The 16470-nt window shown below is 63.3% G+C and carries 40 protein-coding genes and 1 tRNA gene; all 41 read left to right on the top strand.

Annotated features, from left to right (window positions below):
* Nucleotides 1-38 precede the first annotated feature (38 nt).
* The 41 genes from HMPREF3159_RS03570 (at nucleotide 39) to HMPREF3159_RS17625 (ending at nucleotide 16164) form a co-directional block, all read left to right on the top strand.
* Entirely contained in the window at nucleotides 39-461 is a 423-nt protein-coding gene (locus HMPREF3159_RS03570; protein WP_070499709.1) for a beta-sandwich lipoprotein, read from the top strand.
* Entirely contained in the window at nucleotides 458-643 is a 186-nt protein-coding gene (locus HMPREF3159_RS03565; protein ID WP_070499708.1) for a hypothetical protein, read from the top strand. The genes HMPREF3159_RS03570 and HMPREF3159_RS03565 overlap by 4 nt, the downstream gene beginning before the upstream one ends.
* Nucleotides 644-810: 167 nt before the next feature.
* Nucleotides 811-1026 carry a hypothetical protein gene (locus HMPREF3159_RS03560; RefSeq protein ID WP_070499707.1) on the top strand — a complete coding sequence of 72 codons (216 nt, stop codon included), beginning with the start codon at nucleotides 811-813 and terminating at the stop codon, nucleotides 1024-1026.
* 102 nt (nucleotides 1027-1128) lie between these two features.
* A complete protein-coding gene (locus tag HMPREF3159_RS03555) occupies nucleotides 1129-1410 on the top strand; it encodes a hypothetical protein (protein WP_070499706.1) in 282 nt (93 codons plus the stop codon).
* Between the two features lie 34 nt (nucleotides 1411-1444).
* The gene (locus HMPREF3159_RS03550) at nucleotides 1445-1714 is read left to right on the top strand and encodes a hypothetical protein (protein ID WP_070499705.1); all 270 of its coding nucleotides are present in this window, start codon (nucleotides 1445-1447) and stop codon (nucleotides 1712-1714) included.
* The gene (locus HMPREF3159_RS03545; RefSeq protein ID WP_070499704.1) at nucleotides 1711-2040 is read left to right on the top strand and encodes a hypothetical protein; all 330 of its coding nucleotides are present in this window, start codon (nucleotides 1711-1713) and stop codon (nucleotides 2038-2040) included. Before HMPREF3159_RS03550 ends, HMPREF3159_RS03545 begins: the two co-directional genes overlap by 4 nt.
* Nucleotides 2041-2119: 79 nt before the next feature.
* Nucleotides 2120-2245, top strand: a complete 126-nt coding sequence (locus HMPREF3159_RS18035; protein WP_256374505.1) for a hypothetical protein — start codon at nucleotides 2120-2122, stop codon at nucleotides 2243-2245.
* Nucleotides 2242-2652, top strand: coding sequence for a RusA family crossover junction endodeoxyribonuclease (locus HMPREF3159_RS03540; protein WP_070499703.1), 411 nt, complete (start codon nucleotides 2242-2244; stop codon nucleotides 2650-2652). The genes HMPREF3159_RS18035 and HMPREF3159_RS03540 overlap by 4 nt, the downstream gene beginning before the upstream one ends.
* A gap of 124 nt (nucleotides 2653-2776) precedes the next feature.
* Nucleotides 2777-3505: a DNA adenine methylase gene (locus HMPREF3159_RS03535; protein ID WP_070499702.1), complete on the top strand. Its 729-nt coding sequence runs from the start codon at nucleotides 2777-2779 to the stop codon at nucleotides 3503-3505.
* On the top strand, nucleotides 3502-3639 hold the full coding sequence (locus tag HMPREF3159_RS17630) for a hypothetical protein (RefSeq protein ID WP_210388827.1): 138 nt from the start codon (nucleotides 3502-3504) through the stop codon (nucleotides 3637-3639). Before HMPREF3159_RS03535 ends, HMPREF3159_RS17630 begins: the two co-directional genes overlap by 4 nt.
* On the top strand, nucleotides 3620-4369 hold the full coding sequence (locus HMPREF3159_RS03530) for a hypothetical protein (protein ID WP_070499701.1): 750 nt from the start codon (nucleotides 3620-3622) through the stop codon (nucleotides 4367-4369). Before HMPREF3159_RS17630 ends, HMPREF3159_RS03530 begins: the two co-directional genes overlap by 20 nt.
* 3 nt (nucleotides 4370-4372) lie before the next feature.
* Entirely contained in the window at nucleotides 4373-5638 is a 1266-nt protein-coding gene (locus tag HMPREF3159_RS03525) for a replicative DNA helicase (protein WP_070499700.1), read from the top strand.
* A gap of 35 nt (nucleotides 5639-5673) precedes the next feature.
* A complete protein-coding gene (locus tag HMPREF3159_RS18030; RefSeq protein ID WP_256374504.1) occupies nucleotides 5674-5802 on the top strand; it encodes a hypothetical protein in 129 nt (42 codons plus the stop codon).
* On the top strand, nucleotides 5799-6077 hold the full coding sequence (locus tag HMPREF3159_RS03520) for a hypothetical protein (protein ID WP_070499699.1): 279 nt from the start codon (nucleotides 5799-5801) through the stop codon (nucleotides 6075-6077). Before HMPREF3159_RS18030 ends, HMPREF3159_RS03520 begins: the two co-directional genes overlap by 4 nt.
* 345 nt (nucleotides 6078-6422) lie before the next feature.
* Entirely contained in the window at nucleotides 6423-7094 is a 672-nt protein-coding gene (locus HMPREF3159_RS03515) for a DNA-methyltransferase (RefSeq protein WP_070499698.1), read from the top strand.
* Nucleotides 7091-7258, top strand: a complete 168-nt coding sequence (locus HMPREF3159_RS17375) for a hypothetical protein (RefSeq protein WP_168165371.1) — start codon at nucleotides 7091-7093, stop codon at nucleotides 7256-7258. The genes HMPREF3159_RS03515 and HMPREF3159_RS17375 overlap by 4 nt, the downstream gene beginning before the upstream one ends.
* Nucleotides 7255-7410 carry a hypothetical protein gene (locus HMPREF3159_RS17370; protein ID WP_168165370.1) on the top strand — a complete coding sequence of 52 codons (156 nt, stop codon included), beginning with the start codon at nucleotides 7255-7257 and terminating at the stop codon, nucleotides 7408-7410. The genes HMPREF3159_RS17375 and HMPREF3159_RS17370 overlap by 4 nt, the downstream gene beginning before the upstream one ends.
* A complete protein-coding gene (locus tag HMPREF3159_RS16975) occupies nucleotides 7407-7622 on the top strand; it encodes a hypothetical protein (protein ID WP_141748054.1) in 216 nt (71 codons plus the stop codon). Before HMPREF3159_RS17370 ends, HMPREF3159_RS16975 begins: the two co-directional genes overlap by 4 nt.
* On the top strand, nucleotides 7619-7786 hold the full coding sequence (locus tag HMPREF3159_RS17365; protein ID WP_168165369.1) for a hypothetical protein: 168 nt from the start codon (nucleotides 7619-7621) through the stop codon (nucleotides 7784-7786). Before HMPREF3159_RS16975 ends, HMPREF3159_RS17365 begins: the two co-directional genes overlap by 4 nt.
* Nucleotides 7787-7826: 40 nt before the next feature.
* Nucleotides 7827-8009: a hypothetical protein gene (locus HMPREF3159_RS03510; protein WP_070499697.1), complete on the top strand. Its 183-nt coding sequence runs from the start codon at nucleotides 7827-7829 to the stop codon at nucleotides 8007-8009.
* A complete protein-coding gene (locus HMPREF3159_RS03505) occupies nucleotides 8006-8248 on the top strand; it encodes a hypothetical protein (protein ID WP_070499696.1) in 243 nt (80 codons plus the stop codon). Before HMPREF3159_RS03510 ends, HMPREF3159_RS03505 begins: the two co-directional genes overlap by 4 nt.
* Before the next feature lie 157 nt (nucleotides 8249-8405).
* Entirely contained in the window at nucleotides 8406-8609 is a 204-nt protein-coding gene (locus HMPREF3159_RS03500) for a hypothetical protein (RefSeq protein ID WP_070499695.1), read from the top strand.
* A complete protein-coding gene (locus HMPREF3159_RS03495; RefSeq protein WP_070499694.1) occupies nucleotides 8606-8893 on the top strand; it encodes a hypothetical protein in 288 nt (95 codons plus the stop codon). The genes HMPREF3159_RS03500 and HMPREF3159_RS03495 overlap by 4 nt, the downstream gene beginning before the upstream one ends.
* Nucleotides 8890-9084, top strand: coding sequence for a hypothetical protein (locus HMPREF3159_RS17360; RefSeq protein WP_070499693.1), 195 nt, complete (start codon nucleotides 8890-8892; stop codon nucleotides 9082-9084). The genes HMPREF3159_RS03495 and HMPREF3159_RS17360 overlap by 4 nt, the downstream gene beginning before the upstream one ends.
* A complete protein-coding gene (locus HMPREF3159_RS03485; protein ID WP_070499692.1) occupies nucleotides 9081-9926 on the top strand; it encodes a ribonuclease H-like domain-containing protein in 846 nt (281 codons plus the stop codon). The genes HMPREF3159_RS17360 and HMPREF3159_RS03485 overlap by 4 nt, the downstream gene beginning before the upstream one ends.
* A complete protein-coding gene (locus tag HMPREF3159_RS03480) occupies nucleotides 9923-10402 on the top strand; it encodes a hypothetical protein (RefSeq protein ID WP_070499691.1) in 480 nt (159 codons plus the stop codon). Before HMPREF3159_RS03485 ends, HMPREF3159_RS03480 begins: the two co-directional genes overlap by 4 nt.
* Nucleotides 10403-10484: 82 nt before the next feature.
* On the top strand, nucleotides 10485-10733 hold the full coding sequence (locus HMPREF3159_RS03475) for a hypothetical protein (protein ID WP_070499690.1): 249 nt from the start codon (nucleotides 10485-10487) through the stop codon (nucleotides 10731-10733).
* A complete protein-coding gene (locus HMPREF3159_RS03470; RefSeq protein ID WP_070499689.1) occupies nucleotides 10730-11053 on the top strand; it encodes a hypothetical protein in 324 nt (107 codons plus the stop codon). Before HMPREF3159_RS03475 ends, HMPREF3159_RS03470 begins: the two co-directional genes overlap by 4 nt.
* A 186-nt stretch (nucleotides 11054-11239) precedes the next feature.
* Nucleotides 11240-11533 carry a hypothetical protein gene (locus HMPREF3159_RS03465; RefSeq protein WP_070499688.1) on the top strand — a complete coding sequence of 98 codons (294 nt, stop codon included), beginning with the start codon at nucleotides 11240-11242 and terminating at the stop codon, nucleotides 11531-11533.
* A 66-nt stretch (nucleotides 11534-11599) separates the two neighbouring features.
* Nucleotides 11600-11845, top strand: a complete 246-nt coding sequence (locus HMPREF3159_RS03460) for a glutaredoxin domain-containing protein (RefSeq protein ID WP_070499687.1) — start codon at nucleotides 11600-11602, stop codon at nucleotides 11843-11845.
* Nucleotides 11846-12031: 186 nt separating this feature from the next.
* Nucleotides 12032-12199, top strand: coding sequence for a hypothetical protein (locus HMPREF3159_RS17355; protein WP_168165368.1), 168 nt, complete (start codon nucleotides 12032-12034; stop codon nucleotides 12197-12199).
* Nucleotides 12196-12438, top strand: coding sequence for a hypothetical protein (locus HMPREF3159_RS03455; protein ID WP_070499686.1), 243 nt, complete (start codon nucleotides 12196-12198; stop codon nucleotides 12436-12438). The genes HMPREF3159_RS17355 and HMPREF3159_RS03455 overlap by 4 nt, the downstream gene beginning before the upstream one ends.
* Before the next feature lie 139 nt (nucleotides 12439-12577).
* Nucleotides 12578-12817, top strand: a complete 240-nt coding sequence (locus HMPREF3159_RS17350) for a DUF2283 domain-containing protein (protein ID WP_070499685.1) — start codon at nucleotides 12578-12580, stop codon at nucleotides 12815-12817.
* Nucleotides 12814-13014: a hypothetical protein gene (locus tag HMPREF3159_RS03445; protein ID WP_070499684.1), complete on the top strand. Its 201-nt coding sequence runs from the start codon at nucleotides 12814-12816 to the stop codon at nucleotides 13012-13014. Before HMPREF3159_RS17350 ends, HMPREF3159_RS03445 begins: the two co-directional genes overlap by 4 nt.
* The gene (locus HMPREF3159_RS03440) at nucleotides 13011-13265 is read left to right on the top strand and encodes a hypothetical protein (RefSeq protein ID WP_070499683.1); all 255 of its coding nucleotides are present in this window, start codon (nucleotides 13011-13013) and stop codon (nucleotides 13263-13265) included. The genes HMPREF3159_RS03445 and HMPREF3159_RS03440 overlap by 4 nt, the downstream gene beginning before the upstream one ends.
* A gap of 132 nt (nucleotides 13266-13397) precedes the next feature.
* Entirely contained in the window at nucleotides 13398-13682 is a 285-nt protein-coding gene (locus HMPREF3159_RS03435; RefSeq protein WP_070499682.1) for a hypothetical protein, read from the top strand.
* Entirely contained in the window at nucleotides 13679-14407 is a 729-nt protein-coding gene (locus tag HMPREF3159_RS03430) for a hypothetical protein (protein WP_070499681.1), read from the top strand. Before HMPREF3159_RS03435 ends, HMPREF3159_RS03430 begins: the two co-directional genes overlap by 4 nt.
* A 430-nt stretch (nucleotides 14408-14837) precedes the next feature.
* A tRNA-Leu gene (locus HMPREF3159_RS03425) sits at nucleotides 14838-14911 on the top strand.
* 30 nt (nucleotides 14912-14941) lie between these two features.
* Entirely contained in the window at nucleotides 14942-15154 is a 213-nt protein-coding gene (locus HMPREF3159_RS03420; RefSeq protein ID WP_070499680.1) for a hypothetical protein, read from the top strand.
* A gap of 13 nt (nucleotides 15155-15167) precedes the next feature.
* Nucleotides 15168-15401, top strand: a complete 234-nt coding sequence (locus HMPREF3159_RS03415) for a hypothetical protein (RefSeq protein WP_070499679.1) — start codon at nucleotides 15168-15170, stop codon at nucleotides 15399-15401.
* A gap of 220 nt (nucleotides 15402-15621) precedes the next feature.
* Nucleotides 15622-16164, top strand: a complete 543-nt coding sequence (locus tag HMPREF3159_RS17625; protein WP_210388826.1) for an HNH endonuclease — start codon at nucleotides 15622-15624, stop codon at nucleotides 16162-16164.
* The last annotated feature ends 306 nt before the right edge of the window (nucleotides 16165-16470 follow it).

Genomic DNA, 16470 nt, shown 5'->3' with positions numbered 1-16470 from the left:
GCAACAGCGGGGGCCTCTACTGCATCCGAAAGGCTCACATGAAGCTCAAGAAGATCATCGCCGCAACCGCCGCCCTCCTCGCGGTCGGCACCCTCGCGGCCTGTTCCGCCGCCGACCGATCGTCGCGGAACTTGTCCGTGGCCGCTGATAACTTCGAGATCGAGCGGCGGATCACGTTCATCAACGGCATCACCGACACGTACCTCCTCACCATCGAGGGGTTCTGCTCAATCAAGGAGGACCAGGGCGGCGATGGATCGGTTTCGCAGCTCGAAGTGACATGCAAGGTAGGTGACGACCAGTACGAAAAGCACTTCCTTGGCCTGTCTGACAACGTGACTTACCTGTCGGAGCAGATCGAAACCGAGAGCGTGGACCCGTACAAGCCGCGCATCATCTTCCGGCCCGAGACGATCATTCCGGACGTGGACATCGAGACGAGCGTCGGTGATGCCGGTTGATCGACGGCTTCGTCACCGGCACGTGCCTGATGGTCGCCCTGCTCGCCCTACTGGCGTTCCTCGCACTGTACGGCGCGCTGATCGTCCATCAGGTCCGAAACCGATCCCCGTACCTGATCATCAGCGCCGCACTCCCCGCACTGATCATCGCTGCGGGGATCGCAGGCGCGCTACTCGCGTAATCCCCACAGTCTGCCCGGTCATGTGACCACTACACCGTGACCGGGTAGCAGCCCCCGCGACGCATACCATGTGCGTCCAGCCCGTCGAAAGGCGCGGGGGTACGAAACAACACGAGCCGTCCCAACCGGGGCGGCTTTACACATGCCCACATCTAAGGAGCACCGCTATGGCTTTTGATGGCTTCGGCGCACGCATCAACGACCACTACCCGATCATCCCCAAGGGCGGCTACTTCCCCGGCACTCTCGAAGAGCCCGCCGAGATTACCGTCTACTGCTCATGCGGCGAGTGGGAGTTCTTTTCCCAGGCGTCGGCGGGTGGCGGCGTACAGGAATGGGGTCCAGATTTCGAGGCGCACTTGATCGAGGAGGACTACGCGTGAACGTCTACCGTCACGCCGTCACCATCGCCGCATGGGCCACCGCGACCGCACTACTGCTACTCACGACCATCCTCGTAGCACTCAACATCTAAGGAGAACCGAATGACCACCGACACCACCGTGCTACAGGAACGCATCGCACGAGCGATCCACCGGAGCGACAAGGACGAGATGGACCGCCCGGCCGACGACTTCGGTGACCTCGCACCCCTCTGGCAGCGGATGTACCTGCACAACGCCGCCGCTGTCCTCCCGATCATCGCCGCCGAGGTGCAGGCCGCTGTCGAGGCGCGCGAGAGTCGGCAGGTACAGGTCCGCTTCGACCCTCCGCCGCCGCAGATGGTGCCCGTGCGTCTGCCCTGCCCAAGGTGCGGCCACCGATGAACCTCGCCATCAAGTACGAGACAGGAGACCGGGCATGACGACGAACGATGAACAGTACACGCCGAGCGAGAAGGCGGTTCGGCGTGCCTATGTCTACTACTACGACCCCGCCACCATTCGGCGTTCCGACGCCGAGCAGGAGTTCGACCGTTTCCTCGCCCGTGTCCGCCGAGACGCCGCGAGGTCCGCGATGGAAGACCTCGCAGACGACTTCGACATGTGGCACCAGGACATGCCCACCGACGAGGTGGCAAGTCGCATCCGGCACGAAATGAACCTGCTGTACCCCGAGGAGGCCCCGTGACCGAGCAGCAGATCGACCTGCAGGAGCGGGAGCTTGACTACTGGATGACCCGCGCATACGAGGCCGAGGGGAATCTCTGGAAGGCCGAGGCGCGAATCAAGGCCGTGCGGGAACTGCACCGGCAGTTCGGCGTCTACGAGCACGAGGATGACTGCCCGGACACGACCGACGAGCACCGCGAGGCACACCACCACGTGGACTCCGACGGTTACGGCGAGGAGTACTGCGACCAGCGCCCCCTCTACACGCTGTGCGACCACTGCCGCGACGAGAGCGGGGAGCGGCTCGACTGGCCGTGCCCCACGATCCGCGCACTGGATTCCTGACCAGCAAGTACAAAGCAATCCAAACCGGCCCGTCGTTAACTTTAACGGCGGGCCTTAACCATGCCTGAAAGGACTAGTCATGGAGGATCGTCCCGCGCTGATACTCGCGCAAATCCGCCGCATCACCTACACCGCGCAACGCAACCGGGCCTTGATCGACCCCGACACGATCCTGCGCATCCTCGAGGGGAAGGAGCGAGGGTGAGCGAGTCCCCCATCATCATCCCCGGCGAGCCAATCCCCCAGGGCAGCAAGGCAGTGAACCGGAAGACACGCACGATGTTCGAAGCGAACCCGCGACTCAAGGCATGGCGCAAAGAAGCCAGCATCGCCCTCGACCATTACATCGGCACATGGTTCGGCGCATGGGAACCCTGGGACGGGCCGCTACACGTGGACGTGACCTTCTACCTCCCGCGCGGAAAGACCGTCACACGCGAACTGCCGTCCGTGAAACCCGACCTCGACAAGTTGCAGCGCGCACTAGGAGATGTCCTCACCATCTCCGGGATCATCGCCGACGACGCGCGCATCACCAGCTGGTTCCCCCGGAAACGCTACAGCGACAACCCCCGCACCGTCATACACATGATCGAGGAAGACGCACTGTGAGTGACGACAACTGCCCCGGTTGCGACGAACGCCAAGCGCGGGCTGCCAACCTAATCGAATACCTGCAGCGGCACCCAGAGGAAAACGACCCTCTCGGTGCCGCTAAACACTTCCTGGAGGACGAATGACAACACTACGCCCGTTCTTCACCTACTTCGGCGGGAAGTGGCGAGCAGCGAAGCACTACCCCGCACCCGCGCACGCAACGATCATCGAACCGTTCGCCGGGGCGGCTGGCTACGCGCTCCGACACCCCGCCAAGAACGTCATCCTCAACGACCTTGACCCCGTGATCGCGGGAACATGGGACTACATCATCCGCGCGCCCGAGGCCGAGATTCTGACACTTCCCCTCTACGACGGCACATGGGAGACCACCGACGACCTGAACCTCCCCCAAGAGGCGCGTTGGCTCATCGGGTGGTGGCTCAACAAGGGCGCGGCAAGGCCGTGTAAGAAGCCTTCCAAGTGGGTCCGCGACATGGAGACCCTGGGCGAGAACGCATGGGGGGAGGGCGTTCGCGCCCGCATCGCATCCCAGCAGCGGCACGTCCGGCACTGGATCGTCACCAACCGCGACTACAGCGCCCTTCCGAACATGGAGGCGACGTGGTTTGTGGACCCGCCCTACGCCGATGCGGGACGCGCGTACAAGCACGGCGCGCAGGGTATCGACTTTCCTGCCCTGGCCGACTGGTGCCGCTCTCGGAGCGGCCAGGCGGTCGTGTGCGAGAACTTCGGTGCCGACTGGCTCCCGTTCCGGGAGTTTCGAGACATCAAGGGCACTGCTGGCGCGCGCCGCTCCGGGGTGAGCCGAGAAGTTATCTGGACAAGCGAGGAGGAGGCGGCGTGACATTCCTAGATGAGTTGTACGCCATAGGCGCTCTCGCCGACGACCACGACACCGAATACGACGGCGGGCACTACGTCACGCCGTCAATCCTCCGAGACGACGGGAAGGAGAACGATGGCCGAGCCGCAGATTAAGGACCAGCGCGGATGGGCACCAGTCGATACCGGCTACCTCGACAACCCGAAGATGCTCGACGTACTCGATGCATCCGGCACTGCGGCGCTTATGCATCTCGCATCCGTCCTGTACTGCGCACAGCACCTCACCGACGGGCATATCGCCCCCGGCATCGCGCGCCGCAAGGTTGGCGGGACGAAGGACGACGACCGACTGCTGATCGACGCGGGCATGTGGCACGAGCCGGGACACGACTGCCCCACATGCGAGCAGCCCGAGCCGAACAAGGTCTACGTGCACGACTTCCTACAGCACAACCGCACCGCCGCGAAGGCGAAGCGAGCATCTGAGCGTGCATCGAAGGCGGCGAAGGAGCGGTGGGAGCGGCAGCGAGCCGAGCAGGACACCCCCACCGATGCGACTCGCATGCCCGATGCATTGCATCCCGCAATGCTTGGCGACGATTCGAGCAATGCAGAGAGAGAGAAAGAGAGAAAGAGAGAGGGAGGGGGATCGCGTCGCACCCCATCTCGCCCCCTCCCCGAGTCATGGACTCCCTCCCCCTCTCACATCGAGAAGTGCTCTAAGGAGCGGATCGACCTCGACCACGAGGCAGAGAAGTTCCGCAACAACGCTCTCGCCAAGGACATGCGGTACGCGAACTGGGACCGCGCGTTCACTAACTGGCTCTCCCGCGACTGGGTCAAGAGGACTAGCGCGGGACTCGACCCCATGAAGGATTGGTGACTCATGCTTGACCCGTCTCCCGAGGCGGCTGTTATCGGGATCGCGCTCAATGACAGGCGCGCACTCGATGACCTCGACCTGCTCGAGCCTGACGACTTCCGGGACGAGCGCCTGGGCGAGTTGTGGGCGCTGATCCGTGCACAGCACCAGGCGGGCAAGCCTCACGACGTCACCGCCATCACGGCACGTGCACGCATCGAGGGCCTTACTGCCGACGATGTGCAGTCGATGGCGATCATGGCCCCGATGGGCGCGTCGGCGGACTATTACGGCGACATTGTGGCGAAGGAGGCGCTGCGGGATCGTCTCAGGGCTGCGGGGACTCGTGTCGCCCAGCTCGCGCAGGAGGCCGACCTCGATCAGCTCACGGATGTGGCTGAGGTGTCGCGTGCCGAGATTGACGCCGCCGCGAAGATCGGCACGTCGATTGCTGGCATCCGCGCGGGCGACTACTTCGACGAGTTCCTCGCCGAGGTCGGGAAGTCCGTGAAGATGATCCCGACGCCATGGATTGACCTCGACCACCTCATCGGCGGGTTGCGCCCCGGTGCCGTGTACGTCATCGGTGCTCGCCCCGGTGTGGGCAAGTCCGTTGTTGGTCTACAGCTCGCAGACGCGATGGTGAAGCACGACGGCGGGCACGTCCTGTTCTCCAGCCTGGAGATGACGCGTGACGAGATCATGAAGCGCCTCATCGCACAGACTGCCACCGTGCCCCTGTCCACGTTTGATCCGGGCGGGATGGAGCCGCACAGGGCCGAACGCATCCAGGCCCATGCCGAGCAGTTGCGCGCGTCGAACATCCACTTGGACGACCGGGCGACGCTCACCCCCGGCGCGATCCGCTCCACCGCCCGCACAATGGCACGCCGAGGCCACCTGTCCGGCATCGTCGTGGACTACCTGCAGCTAATGCAGGGCGCAGGCAAGTCGTCCGTGCCCCGCCACGAGCTGGTCGCCGGATTCTCCCGGTCGCTGAAGATGCTGGCGAAGGAGATGCAGGTCCCCGTCGTGCTTCTCTCGCAGTTGAACCGCAATAGCGCCGGAAGGGATGGCGGGCTGCCTGGTGTCGCAGACCTGCGCGAGTCCGGGTCGATTGAGCAGGACGCGGATGTTGTGATCCTTCTGCATCAGGACCGCGACCAGTCCCCCGGTGAGCTGTTCATGAAGGTTGGGAAGAACCGTCACGGCCCGACCGGAAACATCCAGTTGGCGTTCGAGGGGCATTACTCCCGCGCGATGACGATGGGCAGCGGATGGTCCGGCTGAGCATCGAGGAGCGGCGCGAACAGTACGCCTGGGCGATGAACACGCTCCGTCTCGGCCAGTCCGGGAATCGTGCCGCGCTCCACGCCGAACTACACCGGCAGGAGAACGCCGTCATCGCGCTACTCAAACCCGAAGATAAGAAAAATTGTAGGAGGCCCCCGTGAACAGCAGGCGTGACACTTTAAAGTTGTTGGCCGAGTCGGACCCGTACTGGCGCGGCTATCTCGACGGGATGGACGACAAGCATAACGTTGGCGCTCCGGATGGCCGTGCTGTGGAGCTGGCCGAGGCGAACCGGTTGTTGCAGGCGCGGCTCGACCGGATCGAGGCTGAGCGTGCCGACCGTGCCGCGAGATTCGAGGTGTACATGGCGACGTCGCGCGAGCTCGCACAGTACGAGGGTGATCCGAAGCCAGACGCCGCCTCTACTGGCGAGTAAACGCCCCTTCCCGCCACGAACGCACCGAAGCCGCACCCGACACCGGGGCGGCTATTTTCATGCCCGATTCCACCGATGCAAAGAGGCAGTGATGACTCCCCGTCTAATCAACGTCCACCCACCCACAGCATGTTCGGGCCGCAACTGCTGTATCCACAACCCGTCCGATCATCCCCTCGCCGACGCCCCGATGCATTGGCGGGCCGATAAAGGCGTCATGGAGCGTATCTGCCCTCACGGCATCGGGCATGACGACCCCGACGATGTTGCCCACCGTAAACGCATGGGGCAGACATGGGCCGGTGTCCACGGCTGCGACGGATGCTGCTGAAAGGAAGTAAGTGGATGAGCATCTATTACCAGGACGACTACGTGACGCTGTACCACGGCGACTGCACTCAGCACCACTTTTACGAATGGATGTGCGCCGATGTGCTCGTGACCGACCCGCCATACGGCATCGACTACAACTCCGGCTCGCGGCGGGAGAACCTTGCCCCCTCGATCCACGGAGACAAGGACACCTCCCTCCGTGATGGGGTGCTCTCCATGTGGCACGAGCGCCCGTACCACGAGAAGCCCGCTCTAGTGTTCGGCACTTGGCGCGTCCCCCGCCCCTCCGGCACCCGCGCCCTGCTCGTCTGGGACACAAAGGGAGCGCTCGGCATGGGCGACCTATCAATCCCCTGGAAGCCGTCCCACCAGGAAATCTACGTACTCGGCAAGGGGTTCGCCGGAAAGCGGAGCACGGACGTACTTACCTACGCCCCCGTCCAGTCCATGTCGCGCGGCGGGCGAGTACACCCGCACCAGAAGCCCATCCCGCTAATGCGGGATTTGATTGCGAAGTGCCCGCCTGGCGTCATCGCCGACCCGTTCGCCGGGTCCGGCTCCACGCTCGTCGCCGCAAAACTGCTCGGGAGGAAGGCGGTGGGGGTAGAGGTTGACGAAGCCTACTGCGAGATCATCGCTAAGCGTCTCGACCAGGGCGTGCTCGATCTAGGAGGTATTGCATGACCCGCCTAACCGACCTCGAACTACAGATCGAGGACATCCCCGAGCACGCCGCCGCCGATGCATGGAAGCGGCTCAACATCATCGCCGAGGCATACATCAGCGACGGCCACCACGTCACCATCGCCCGCACCACATACGCCCCGATTGAGGAAGACGCCGAATGAGCACGCCAAGCAGGGAAGTGCGCGACGCGCTACAGCACGTCTACAACGACATTGCCGCCTGGGATGAGCACGAGCGCCTGTCACGCGGGATCGCCGTCGCCCTCGAAATCATCCGCAAGCACATGAACGGCAGCAAGGAGGACGCCGAATGAACGAGTGCCGATACCCCGTCTACCGCGCACGAGCCAACCGTGTCGATTACGCGGCAACCGTTCAGGACGCGATCTTTGCCCAACGCGCCGAAGCGTTCGTCCGCAAGGCCCATGAAGCCGCGCGCTACAAGGAATGGAAGCGGACACCGCTACTGGACCGTCTACGCCACGCGCTACACGCCACCCTCCCCGACACGAAGGTCCGCCGATGATCCGGGTCAAGCCGTTCGCGCCGCTCTACACCCGCGCCATGCACGAGTACGCCGCCTCCCTCCAACCCAAGGGCATCACCCGCGCCCGGTGGTGCGCGCTCATGGGAGTGCCGTACATCCACCCCCGACCGATCCTCCACAACGGCAGAAAGGCCCGCCGATGAACCGTTTCCCCACACTCGCCCCCATCGAGGAGGACGCCGAATGAGTCCGTATGCCATTATCCGATACCTCGCATACCTGGTTCTGGTTTCCTCAGGCGCGAGCATCGTGGCAGGCATCGTGAACGCGGACCCTGCCTTCGCGCTCTCGAATATCGCTCTCGCCTTCTCGCTGGTGACCGTCATCGCGCTCGCGTCGCAGCTCGAAAGGAAGACCCGCCGATGAATCGTCTCGCTACCACGCCCCGCGACAACAGGGGCGCACTCACCATCGTCCTCGACCACCTCCACGACACCAACACCGACGAATTCAACGCCGCCATCGACATGCTCGCAGACCGCGCATACGGCCCCACCATCATCGCCCGCGCACTCACAGACATCGCACGCGACGACAACCTCCCCATCAAGAACGTGGACGAATCCGCCATCCGCAAGTACCGCGACCGAGAAGGCATCAAGTGAACCGGGGCGAGACGTTCACGTGGCATTGCAAACACTGCCGGGCTAGCGAAACCCTGGACGACCTGGACGACGCATACCGCGCCGCACGACTGCACACCACTACCGTCCACGGCGTACACGAACACGCACCCACCATCGAACACCAGGAGACGCAACGATGAGCATCAACAGTCGATACCGCAAGGAACGCCCCTACGCCGCCCACGTCATCGACATCCAAAAGAGCATCCGCGACGTAGCGGAGCAACATCCCGATGGCTTCGACCCCCGCGATACGATCCCCGCCACACAGTTAGCTATCGCGTTCGCCATCCTCGACCTGTCCGACGCAATCCGCGAACACGGAAAGGCGCAGCGATGATCCCCGACCATCTCATCGACCAGGCCGCAGCAGCGATCTACGCAACCTCAGTGTTCGGTGACAAGTTCGCCATCGACGCCTGGCACGACATGAACGAAGACCACCCCGTCAAGGCTGGCACGCGGGAACTTGCTACTGCAGCACTCGAAGCCATCGCCGCCCACATCTGGGACGAAGGCTGGGCGCAAGGAACGGCATACCTCGCGGGCATGGAACGCGGCGCAGACGACAACGACCTCGACCACGCACTAACCAACCCCTACAAGGCATCGGAGGACGCATGAATGAGCGTGTAGCTAAGGCGTTCAGGATGCTCGACCAACTAGACAAGGCGATCAAACAGCGCGCCTACGACTGCGACTGTCAGGTCGGGGGCGTGGACGCAATGAGCATCGACACGGACTGGCTCCGATATGCCGCCGAAGAAATCCGACACGGGCTGCGCACCGCATCCGAGATTCAGGAGACCGAGTGAACAACCGTCTAAAGCACATCACGCCCCGCATCGCACCGACCGTGACCGCCCGCGTCGTCACCCTGGACATCGAGCGCATCCCCGGACGCGCGAGGGTCAAGCATCGCGGCCTCACCATCGAAGGCGAATTCTGGGACCTCGGCGGGTGGAAGCACACCATCGGACGCCGCATCCACGCCGACGACGTACTCGAATGGCCACGCACCATCTGCGCAGCATGGCGCTGGTACGGCGAAGACGAGGTGCATTTCGCCGCCGAATGGGAAGTTGGCGGGAACGAGGGTTTCCTCCGTCGCCTCTGGGAGGTCGCTGACGAATGCGACATCGCCATCGGCCACAATGCGGGCGGTTTCGACTTCCCGATCCTGGCAGGCGATTGGGCGATGCTCGGACTCCCCGCCCCGTCACCGTTCAAGATCATCGACACGTTGAAGGTGGCGCGCTCAGCGTTTTCCATGCCGAGCAACACCCTGGACTCGCTGGCTAAGCGGCTCGGCGTCGAGTCCAAGTCTGATAAGTACGACGTTCGTGTCGCTCAGGCAGCAGTCGCAGGGGACAAGGATGCGCAGGCCCGGATTGAGGACTATAACCGGGGCGACATCATTGCATCCGAGGCGCTGTTCGACCGGCTCCGCCCGTATGCCCGGAACATCCCCCACCTTGGCATGTGGAGCGACGACGACATGGCATGCCCCTCATGCGGCCATTCGATGACCGCGACCGGGCGAACCGTCCACGCCAACGTCCAAAGGTACGAGCACCTGCGCTGCGACAACTGCGGTGCACACGCACGCGGCACGGCACGACTCAAGAACCCCACCCGCACAAGGAGCGCACGATGACCAGTAACCATATCGACCAGCTCGCACAGTGGTGGGAAACCGCCGAGCAGGGAACACCCAAGCCGGGGGACACGATCATTATCGACCTCGGCAAGGGCGGGTACATGATCGACACCACGACCACGGACTGGTCCGAGTGGGAACGGTACGGCGACACCCGCATCCTCGAACGCGCCCCGAAGCCCAAGCCCGCATGGCGCAGGGCAAGGGCGGTCATCGCTAGCGCACACGTGGGCGACGGTGACCATTTTGCCGGGGTGTGGGTCCGGGACGGGGAATACACCTGGCAGTCGGAGGAGGGCATCTGCGTTCACGCCGACACGCTCTCCGACGTAACCCCGTTGATCGAGGCGAAGGTCACCGACGAGATGGTGGCGCGGGTTTGTGACGTTCTCCGCGACCACTACGGCACTCGCGACAACGGCTACACCGCTACAGAGGTCGTTACCGCTGCTCTCGGGCTGGACGCTGAATGACCGCCTGGACAATCGGTTACACGATCTTCTGGGTGCTGTTCTTTACCGCACTCGCATGGCTCACATTCACAGGAGGAGACAAATGACCACCATCGGCGACCTCACCCTAAACGACATCGACAACACCGAGATTCGCATTGAGTATCGCGGCGACGCTATCAGCGGCACCATCCGCGACATCCGTACCGACACCAGCAGGCTCCTCAGCGACCTGCTGATCGGCGGGCAGAAGCACTGTCGCGGCGAACGATTCACCCGGGTCAAGATCACCTTCACGAACTTCATCGTGAGCGACCTGCCCCTCGACCACCCCTGCGAGGTGATCGCATGACCACCCTGTACCGCCCCGTCCTCATCGAGTCCGCCGAGCAGGCCGAAGCACTGCCGTTTGGGACGGTAGCCAAGCGCACCAAGTGGCGCGAGAGCGGCGAGCAGGATTACTACTCCGCCGTCCGCGTGGGCTACAACGCATGGTTCACGACGTCCGATACCGCCGACCGGCAGGACTCGCTAAGTCGCCACATGGTCGGCTGGACGGCTCTCGTGCCCATCGAAGCCGTCGAGGAGCGCGAAGACACGAGCGAGTTCGATTGGGACGGCTTCGTCGTGCGGGAAAGCACCCGCCTCGTCACGCCGTGGGAGGAAGTGTGACCACTCTCCGTACCCGGCTGTTCATCCTCGCGGCTCTCCTCGCCACCGTCACGGTCACAGCAGCCATCGCCGGATAGCCCCTGTATCAAAATAGTGGACCATATCATCCACTAAACGAACACCACGGCCCGCAACCACGGAGACAGGTTGCGGGCCTTACTCATGCCAGAGCACAAGGAGAAACCAATGACGCAGACCATCAACCGCACCCAGTTCCGTAACGCCGCAATCGCGGCCTGCCGAGTCGCATACAAGGCCGTCCTGGGCGGCGACTTCGACACCGACTGCCTTGCCAAGGAGCAGTGGATTCGCGAGGAGCAGGACGCGCTCGAGCCCGCCCTCGAGGCCCTCGGCATCAGCGTCGAGCCCCTCCCCGCCCTGCCTAAGGCCCGGGCCAACGGCGTTGACGTTGACGAGGTGCGCCGGATCGTTGACCAGATGATCGCCGTCCAGAAGGAAGTCAGCAAGCGCATCCGCTGACCCTATCCGCCAAGGCCCGCCACGCACCGAATCGTGGCGGGCCTCTCCTATGCCAGAAAGAACCCCATGAACCCCGACCAGCCCATCACCGAACTGTTCACACAGCCCGGATGCCAGCCCTGTAAAGCCGTCGAGCGGAAACTCGTGCAGTACGGCATTCCCTATATCATTCACGACATCAGCACGGATGAGAACGCACGCGAACGAGTCAGAGCGCTCGGATACACGCAAACCCCCGTCATCATCGCAAGTGACGGGACCTCGTTCTCCGGCCTCCACCCCGCAAAAATCAAGGCACTCCGTGACGACTAACCGCCCCTACGTCCACAAGCACGGCAACACATGGCGCGTCACCATCGGCACACACCTCTACGCCGCACGCAAAACACACACAGACGCATGGCAGTTCGCCGAAAACGTCGCCTATTACGCCCGATGCATCCGGCTCAAACACGACATCGCACGCACGAAGCAAGCACTCGACAGGATGGAGAACCGATGAAGTCCAAGCAGGCACGACAGCAGCGGGACCACGAAATCGGGGCGCTACTCAACTTCCTCGCCTACTGCGAATCCCGCCGAGACATGTGCCCCGACTACGACAGAGCCATCATCTGCACCGAGGAATACCTCGCCCGCACCTACCGAGCCACGGAGGGCCGATGAGCAACGGTGCAATCCGTTACGTCAAGGGCACAGACCAGCTTGACGAAGTAACCCTCTCCAACGTCAACGTCCACATCGAACAGATGGACAGCGACTGCTACTGGATTTGTCTTGATACCGGAGCGCCCGACTACGACCGCCTCGTGGTCACAATCGCGCCCCGATCCGACGTCAAGCGTCGAGTCCCCCTCAACGGCTACATCACCGAAAACGACCTCGGCATCAAGGAGACCCGATGAGATTCCGATGCCGTTTCGGAATCCACCGCTACGACAACAGCGTCATGCTCCCCGTCCGCCACGTCCGCGTCGCATGGCTCGAATGCGACTGCGGCAAACGCGGCACATGGAGCCACACGTACCTACAGGAGGACCCCCGATGAGCCGCTACTTCAAGGTCACGCACGACCCCGAAGCGGAAGCCGCCTACATCCGCGTCCGCGAAGGACAAGTCACCGAAACCCGCGACCTCGGCAACAACGCCCTTCTCGACATCGACAAGGACGGCAACGCGCTCGGCATCGAACTCCTCGACGCATTCACCGCCGCATCCGCCGAACGGTGGGCCGAAGCACTCGAACTACTTGCACGAGGCCCCGAAGACAAGGAGACCCGATGACCCCTATCCAGTTCGCCGCCGCCACGCTCTGGGTTTTCTACGGACTCGGAGCCATCATCCATCTCAACGTCGAAGGCGCACTCAAAGCACGGAACGTCGGCATCACCGACAAGCCCCGATTCCTCGGCATCGTAGAGATCATCCTCGGCATCTGGTTCGCCGGAACCGGAGCGCTCATCTGGTGGTGGATCGCGTGACCTCCTGGACTCGCACCGACGAACACGGCATCACCGTCACATTCACATACACCCCCGACCAGCGCGGCAACGTCACCCTCACCGTGCAGGAAGTCGAAGGGCTGATGCGCGCCGGGGGATGGCGGGAGGGCGCACCTCTCGCCTCCCCAGACCTCGCGCCACACCTCGCCACTATCGACGCCTACACCAAGAAGTCGGCCGAACGATGGGCAGGCGCGCTCGAACTACTCGCAAAGGGGCCAGATGCCTGACCAGATCAAGCGAGCACAACAGTCCTGGTGCCGCGCCTGCCACACCCCCGCAGGGCCCGACTGCGCCGACGTAGCAGTAGACCACCGTGCCGCAGCCAAGAAAGCCCGCCAAGCATGGAAGAAGGAAAACCGATGACCGTCGAGTTCTGGCTCGGAATGACCACCCTCCCCGTCGCGACCGGCCTCGTCGCCCTTGCACTCATCACCGTAAGCCGCATCCCCACCGAGATCTTCGGGAAGTGCCGCCGAGGACACCGCATCGAGCTGATCCGCGACGGCGAAGACCCGAAGCACGACGACGTAATTGGCACGACGTGGGAGTGCGTCGAGTGTCAGCGGGCCTGGCGCGTCGTCGGAACCGCCACGGCAGGCTCGCGCATTCCGTTCGCCGCAACCATCGAGAAGGGGGCCGAGTGACGATTGGTAGTGACCAGCTCGACGCATGGGGGAGAACACTCATCGAATGCGACGAACTGTTCCGCGAGGTTCAGCTACTCGTCCGCATCAACCCCGAAGCCTACATCGTGGACAGTGACGCGATCACCGTCACCGCAGTAGCCAACGCAGACGCATGGGACGACGGCGGCTTGGTGCATCCCGTAGCGTTCGCGCGTAGATGGGCGTGGCACCTCGCAGCCGAGAACAAGTCCATTCCACCTATCACGAACGCATGGGTACCACTCGTCCGCTACGTCGCCGCGCACCTGCAATACCTCGGCAGGGATGATCGGGACGAGTTCGGGGCCGAGCTGCGGCGACTGCGGGGCTTGCTCGGCGCGCTCGTCAACGAGAACGGGCTATCCCAAGGAGAAGCCGTCATGCTCTCCGCACTCCGAGGCCGAGACGCACGCGCCAAACTCAGGGCGTGGGCACGCACCACCAACTACCACCTATCCCGCAAAGACCTCGCCACCATCTTCCCCGAACTAGACAAGCTCGACTGGCAGGCACTCCGAATGCGAAAGGTCAGGTGCGACGAAGACATCCCCGCCAGAATGTACCCCGCGCACTGGGTCGCATCGCGCGGCGCACACTTCGACTCCACCCCCGTCAACGGATACGCCAACACGGGCGAGGACGTATACGACGACTGGGAACGATACGTCTCCCTCGACGCAATGATCGAAGCCGACATCATGTGACACTTTCTCTAATAGGTAGGGAAGGAATATCCTCACCCCGCAGATGTCCACCAAACTACTCGATAGGTGGAACGCGCACGCATCAGCCACAATGATGCCCGTCCCCCACGCCGGTTAGCGTGGGGATACCACGCTACGCTGTCAAAACCAGCGTAGTCCAACGCTGGATCGTCCGTCCGTATCGGGCGTAGCGAGTCTAGTATCTCGCGCCCCGGCGTTTTTGTTCCCCGTCGTCATCCGTGACTGGCGGGGTCTTTTCACATGCAGCCGACAAGACGGCCTAGGGTCATCTTCCCGCTACAGGGATAGGCGAACATAAGCGCAACACGTGAGCGCGCATCACGTGAAAGACCGGCAGATCACTACACCCCACACGGGAAGTACATCACCGGCACAGTCCGCGCCTTTCACGAGGAGGCACGGGCTGTCCGAGCCATTAGCCCAGCGAGTAGAGGCAACGCTCTCAAAAAGCGTCCAGGGCGGGTGCAAATCCTGCATGGCTCACTAGGCACCACACTTCACAAGGAGATGCACATGGCCGCGTTCAAGACGCCCCTCACCGAGGCGCTCGAAGCGTACGGGATCGACCCCCTAAACACGCCCCAGGAAACCCTCGTGGAGCACACCAAGGACTACATCAGCATCGACCAGTTCATCCGCGACGACGCAGGCGAAACCGTCCTCAACGACGAGGGCGACGACCTTCTCCGCACACGCGTCCACCGCCCGCACCCCTGGGTCAAGTAAGAGGAGGCCACGAATGGACTACGCCATCGCGCACAAGACCGTCCCCGCCCGCGTTGTCATCGACTTCGACGGAGAGGACTACGAGGTAGCCACATTCGACGTGCGCCTCCCCATCCATGCCAGGCTTGGCGAACAGGGCATCAACGAGGACGGGGAGCGATACGTCTCCGTCGCCCCCTACCTCGACCCCGACGCCGTAGACAAGGCGTTCCGCAAGGCCATGGAGCGCCGAGGACTCGCCGCCTAAAACGTCCCTGTCCGCCTGCTCGCCCCACACGGGTTGAGCGCACGGGTCGATAAAGGCCCCCGCAGCAACGAACGCTACGGGGGCCATAAGGCGCGCGCACATCCTGGGTGGGGTGTGCGCGCGCCCCTAGCAGCTCGGCATGTCGGTGTCGAGACCCCGCAGCAGGAGTAGCTACCTGCGTGGCGGGGCCTTACCGATCCTTCCGACAGAGGGCTACGCAATGAAGATTTGCTCGACCGATGGATGCGACCGCAAGCACCGCGCACGCGGCTACTGCGGATGGCATTACCAGAAGGCAATCAATGCAGGCACAATCCAGCTCATCGACCGCCCCAAGTCCTGCCGCGTCGAAGGATGCGCACGGGGCCACAAGGCAAACGGCCTGTGCCATTTTCACGACAACCGTAAGCGCAAGGGCATGCCCGACTGGGACACCCGCCCTGCGCGCAACCTTGTCCAGCCTCCTGGCACGCGAAAGCTCAGCGGCAACGGATACATGACCGTCAAGCAAGACGACGGCTACTGGGAACTAGAGCACCGCGCCGTCATGGCGGCGACACTCGGCAGGGCATTACTCGCTGGCGAGAATGTCCACCACATCAACGGCGACCGCCTCGACAACCGCCCCGAGAACCTAGAACTGTGGTCCGACCGCCAACCAAAGGGTCAGCGCGTCGAGGACAAGGTCGAGTGGGCCATAGACATCCTGGAGCAGTACGCTCCGGAAGCTCTAGTCGCGGGAGTCGCGGTTCAGAATCCGTGACACCATCGCACGCTTCAACCCCGTCGCCTCCATTATCACCGCAACAGGCGCGCCACCCTCACGCGCCGCACGGATCAGATCATCCCGCTCTCCATCAAGGTCGCGCCACAACCGCAACCGATCCAGCGGGCTCAACGCTTTTCCAGCCGGTCAATCGCAACATTCACGGCCCACGTCAGAATCGTGGACACCGCATCGCGCACCTCGACCGGCACACCCTCGGACACTGCAACAGTCTTCTCAGCCATCAGGCCCTCCTGAGTAGATGCCTACAGAGTAGACACGCAGCGGTCCGAAGTCAACGCC

Source organism: Brachybacterium sp. HMSC06H03 (assembly GCF_001807385.1).
GTDB classification, from domain to species: Bacteria; Actinomycetota; Actinomycetes; order Actinomycetales; family Dermabacteraceae; genus Brachybacterium; species Brachybacterium conglomeratum.
Note: the sequence above shows the minus strand (reverse complement) of the source record. Positions and strands in the feature narration are given on the sequence as shown.